At 68.4% G+C, this 4,369-nt stretch carries 5 protein-coding genes; 4 read left to right on the plus strand and 1 reads right to left on the minus strand.

All coding sequences use genetic code 11. The features are described from left to right. The first annotated feature begins 259 nt into the window (after positions 1 to 259). From WBA11_RS18250 to folK, 3 genes are all read left to right on the plus strand, one after another. Positions 260 to 1,276 carry a hypothetical protein gene (locus tag WBA11_RS18250; protein ID WP_424522062.1) on the plus strand — a complete coding sequence of 339 codons (1,017 nt, stop codon included), beginning with the start codon at positions 260 to 262 and terminating at the stop codon, positions 1,274 to 1,276. A 154-nt stretch (positions 1,277 to 1,430) separates the two neighbouring features. Further along, on the plus strand, positions 1,431 to 1,871 hold the full coding sequence (gene folB, locus WBA11_RS18255) for a dihydroneopterin aldolase (protein WP_424522063.1): 441 nt from the start codon (positions 1,431 to 1,433) through the stop codon (positions 1,869 to 1,871). Beyond that, complete coding sequence (gene folK, locus WBA11_RS18260; protein WP_424522064.1) at positions 1,868 to 2,464, plus strand: 2-amino-4-hydroxy-6-hydroxymethyldihydropteridine diphosphokinase; 597 nt, start codon at positions 1,868 to 1,870, stop codon at positions 2,462 to 2,464. Before folB ends, folK begins: the two co-directional genes overlap by 4 nt. Here the strand turns inward: folK and WBA11_RS18265 are convergent. Continuing rightward, positions 2,364 to 3,185: a DinB family protein gene (locus tag WBA11_RS18265; protein WP_424522065.1), complete on the minus strand. Its 822-nt coding sequence runs from the start codon at positions 3,183 to 3,185 to the stop codon at positions 2,364 to 2,366. The two genes, folK and WBA11_RS18265, sit on opposite strands and share 101 nt — an antisense overlap. Positions 3,186 to 3,337: 152 nt before the next feature. Here WBA11_RS18265 and WBA11_RS18270 point away from each other — a divergent pair, with 152 nt between their 5' ends. Continuing rightward, complete coding sequence (locus WBA11_RS18270; protein ID WP_424522066.1) at positions 3,338 to 4,009, plus strand: deoxynucleoside kinase; 672 nt, start codon at positions 3,338 to 3,340, stop codon at positions 4,007 to 4,009. Positions 4,010 to 4,369 lie beyond the last annotated feature (360 nt).

The following is a 4,369-nucleotide window of genomic DNA, read 5'->3' on the forward strand; positions in this document are numbered from 1 at the left end:
GCCGTCGTCGTCAAAGGCCGCCGTGAACCGGCCGGACACCACGCCGCCGCGGAGCGTTGAGGAGGATGGCGTGGTAGAAGAGCACGCGACAGACGGCACGAGACCTGAGGGACGGACAGAACGAGAGAGGAGCGGACAAAGTGTGGCCTCCCGTCGTCCGGCCTACCCGTCCTCGAGGCCGAGGCGCCGCGTGTAGTGCCATCGTATCAGGCGGCCGGAGCAACGGCGTCCTAGGATGGGGGTCTGTGCCTCGATCCTTATGAAGCCTCTCGCTCTGATCCTCCTTCTCGTCGCGTCCGGCTGTGTCCAGACGAGCGCGCTCGACCTCGAGTCCGCCCCGCTCCGGTCCGACATCAACGACCGGGCGGCTTTAGAAACGACGCTCGTCACGCTCGCGTGGGGCGAGACGGTCCGCGCCCGGCTGTTCCACATCGCCCCGGACGTCGCGACGTGGTTGGACCCCAAGACTCGGCGGTTCCGGTCGGTCCCGGCCTCCGATGTGGCCCGCGTCCGGTTCGTCCATCGAGGTCGGGGCGCCCTCGAAGGCGGCGGGCTGGGGCTGCTCGTCGCCGGCGGGTTGGCGGCCGCGACCTACGCCGCCGCGGTGCCGGGCTCCGACGGGTGGGGCACGCTCGCCGTCTACTACGTCGGGGTCAATACCGCGCCGCCACTCATACTGGGCGGGGCCATCGTCGGAGGTGTCGCCGGGTCGAAGAGGGCCTACGAATCGCCTACGTATGCAGCCCTCCGGCCGGTACGCCAGCCGATTGGGCCGGCGCTTCCCCCCGTCCGAAGTCCGTCCGTTCCCTCGATTCAGACCGACGGCCTCGAGTACGTGGCTCGGCCCACGGGCCCTGTCGAGCCCCGGCGTGGCCAGCGGTTCCCGGGACGCTACGCTTTTACCGTCGTCGCCCGATACACGAACGCCACGGCCGACACCGTCTACCTCGCGCCCTCGAGGCCGTCCCTCGCGCCGGTGTACCAGGTCCGCGCGGTCCACTCGGACCCGGCAGCGCAGGCCGGAAGTGCGTACCAGCCTATCGCACGGAACGAGAACTACGGCCGGTACCTCCCGGTCGCCCCCGGCGAGACCCGGACCGACACGCTTCACCTCGAGGGGCCGCAGCGAGACCCACGGACGGGCACCGTCTTGGGGCTGATGCAGGGCCGGATGGTCGTCGTCTACCCGGCCTCGATGTGCCGCTCGCGCGACCGCTCGTGCTGGCTCCCGGACACGGCCGTGGTCTCCAACCCGTTCGACGTTCGGATCGAGTAACTCGAGTGCCGGGACTCATCCTCGAGGGCGCAGGCTGCACCCTGGAAATGGGTCCGTTTTGGCGTCACGTTTCAGCGTCGCTCGCGAGGTCCGTCCTCGAGGCCGGTGAGCCGTGGCACGATCGAGGACGCCGGGCCGAATGGAGCGACCACCCATGCTCCTCGCATTTTCGACCTCGAGGGCGAAAACGGCTGCATCTTTCCTGGCCCCGATCAATGCTTTCGTGCCGCACGCCACCGTCCGCCTGGTCAACGCCGTCTTCTACGCCCACCACGGCGTTTTAGAGGAAGAGCACCGGATCGGCGGGCGTTACGAGGTGGACGTCGCGATCACACTCGACGTGAGCGAGGCCGCAGAGACCGACGACCTGTCGAAGACGGTCGACTACGAGCGGGTGTACTCCCTCGTGCGCGAGGTCGTGACCGGCAACTCGTCGTACCTCATCGAGCGCGTGGGCGGGCGGATCGCGACGGCCGTGGGAGAGGCATATCCCACGGTCGACCTGATCGAGGTGACCATCCGAAAGCCAAACCCGCCCGTCGGCGGGCCGTGCGACCGGGCCGAGGTCGTGATCCGCTGGTCGCCCTCGTCGTGAGCGTCCGCGCCTACGTCGGGCTCGGGGCCAACCTGAGCGACCGGCTCGGCGCTCTCCGCCAGGCCGTCGCCGCCCTCGAGGCCGAGGCCGGAACCGTCGCGGCGGTCAGCTCCGTGTACGAGACCGAGGCCTGGGTCCTTCCCGGCACGCCGCCCCAGCCCGACCACCTCAACGCCGTCGTCGCGCTCGACACCGACCTCGAGGCCGACGTGCTCCTCGATGTGCTCCACGCCATCGAGCGGCTGGCGGGCCGGGACCACGATGCCCCGCGTTGGTCGCCGCGCGCTCTCGACCTCGACCTGCTGCTGTGGTCCGACCTCGAGGTCGGCGAGCCGGATCTGGTCCTGCCCCATCCCGGTCTTGCGAGTCGCCGGTTCGTGCTCGCGCCGCTCGCGGAGATCGCGCCCGACCTCGAGGTCCCAGGTCTCGACACAACGGTGGCGGCCCTGTTGAAATCCTGCCCAGACGATCTCCGGGTGGGGAGGGCGGCCGCTAGGCTTCGCTCGGTGGAGCTTGCCACTCCGCCGTCGGTCCGTCCTCGAAGGCCCACAGCGGGTACGGGTGAGGTGCCTTCAGGCCGAGGGCCGTCATGAGAACGGCCGCCTCGCCTCGGTGATAGACGATGGGGGTCAGGCCGAACTGGCGCAGCGCCTCGCCACGTTCCATCGCAGCGACGACCTGGCCGTTGCGCTCTAGCGTCCACCGTTGGCGAAGGTGCTCGCCGGTCAGCGACGGGATCAGGTCCCGGACGGTCGAGGCGTTGGCCGCGTACGTCTCGGCGATGTGGTCGGGCTCGGCGAAGTCCGGGAGGTCCGGCTCGAACATGAGCTCGAGCGTCTCGAGCTCGAGGATCCAGCCCATGCGAGCAACGATGCGGACCAAGCGCAGCGCGAGGACTCGGATGGACGCGATGTCGGGGTGGGGCGACCAGTCGTAGTGAGACGTCGGGAAAAGCTTGAGCACCTCGCCGGTCCGCTCGATCTCCTGGAGCGTCTCGTTCAGGATGGCCGGAGTCGTGTTTCGAGGCGGTTGTTTATCGGCCTCGGTGGGAGGGTGAGCGGCAGGAACAGGGGGCTCTGCTTCGTTCTGCGGAGGTCTGGCGCTCGGATCCGGCGACCACTGCTCGACCCGATCGAACGGGTGCGACGCGCGACCGTTCGTGAGCTCCCACCAGGCCCCCGATGGCCAGTCGTCCGTGTGCTCGACGACGAAGCGCGCCTCGTGGTCCACGCCCGAATCGACGAGGATCCGTACGACTTGGTCGCGACGGGGGATACGCGTCGACGGCGAGTACCAGGTGGCGTCGGACAGCACGGGGGAGAGTTGACGGTCGGAGATGGGTGCACAGTGGTACGGATCGAACGATTAAATGTCCCCTAAAGCCCGAGTGGTGACGTGAGGGCGTCACGGGGCCACCCGATGCTGTGTCCGATGTCGCGAACTTGCGGTGCCTCCTCTCTTTGTCCATGTCCGGCTCTCGGCTCCCCTCTCACCTCGGCTACATCGCCGTCGAAGGCGTCATCGGCGCCGGCAAGACGACGCTCGCTCGGATGCTCGCCTCACAGGCGGAGGGGCGTCTCGTCCTCGAGGAGTTCGAGGACAACCCGTTCCTGGGACAGTTCTACTCGGACCGAGCGAGATGGGCGCTCCAGACGCAGCTCGCGTTTCTGGCGAGCCGGTTCAAGCAGCAGAAGGCGCTCGCGACGCGCGACCTGTTCCACCCGCACGTCGTGGCGGACTACACGTTCGACAAGGACCGCATCTTCGCACACGTCACCCTCGAGGGCGACGAGCGGCGGCTCTACGACACGCTCTACGACATCATGGAGCCGGCCGCGCCCGTGCCGGACTTGGTGGTCTACCTCCGGTCGTCCGTCGATCGGTTGCTCCACAACGTGGCGCTCCGAGGGCGGAGCTACGAGACCAACATGGACCGGGCCTACCTCGCGGAGCTGACGGACGCGTACGACCGGTACTTTTTCCACTACACCAAGAGCCCGCTCTTGATCGTGGACGCGAGCCGGATCGACTTCGTCAAGGAGCCGGAGACCTTCACCGAGCTGGTCCGCCAGGTCTCGACGGTGCGAGGAGGAACGGCCTACTTCAACCCGCCGGAGACGATGCAGCTGGGTTTCTAGGCGGTTCGTCCTCGAGGACGTCGGGCTCACACCACAGAGGTACACCCCGCCGCCCTCGAGGCCGACACGGTGTGTCTTGGAGGCCGGGTCTGTTCGACTCGGTTCGAGACTCGGTTCGGTGTCGTCCTGAGGCACACCGAAGGATCTCTGGCGAGCGCGCCTCTTCGAACGGGGCTAGTGGCCCCAGCTTGAGGCGGGGTCGCACCAGGGATCATTCGATCGCTGCGCTCGCTCAGGATGACAACGGGAGGTTCCGCGCAAGACCTAGTCCGGCGGGTCGAGGGCGATCGAGAGAAACGCGTAGGCGCGCACCCGGTCGCCGTCGTCGCGCGCCGGGCTGAACAGGTGGCGTCGTGCCGC

Origin of the sequence: Rubrivirga sp., from assembly GCF_049648075.1 — a bacterium.
Lineage (GTDB): Bacteria > Bacteroidota > Rhodothermia > Rhodothermales > Rubricoccaceae > Rubrivirga.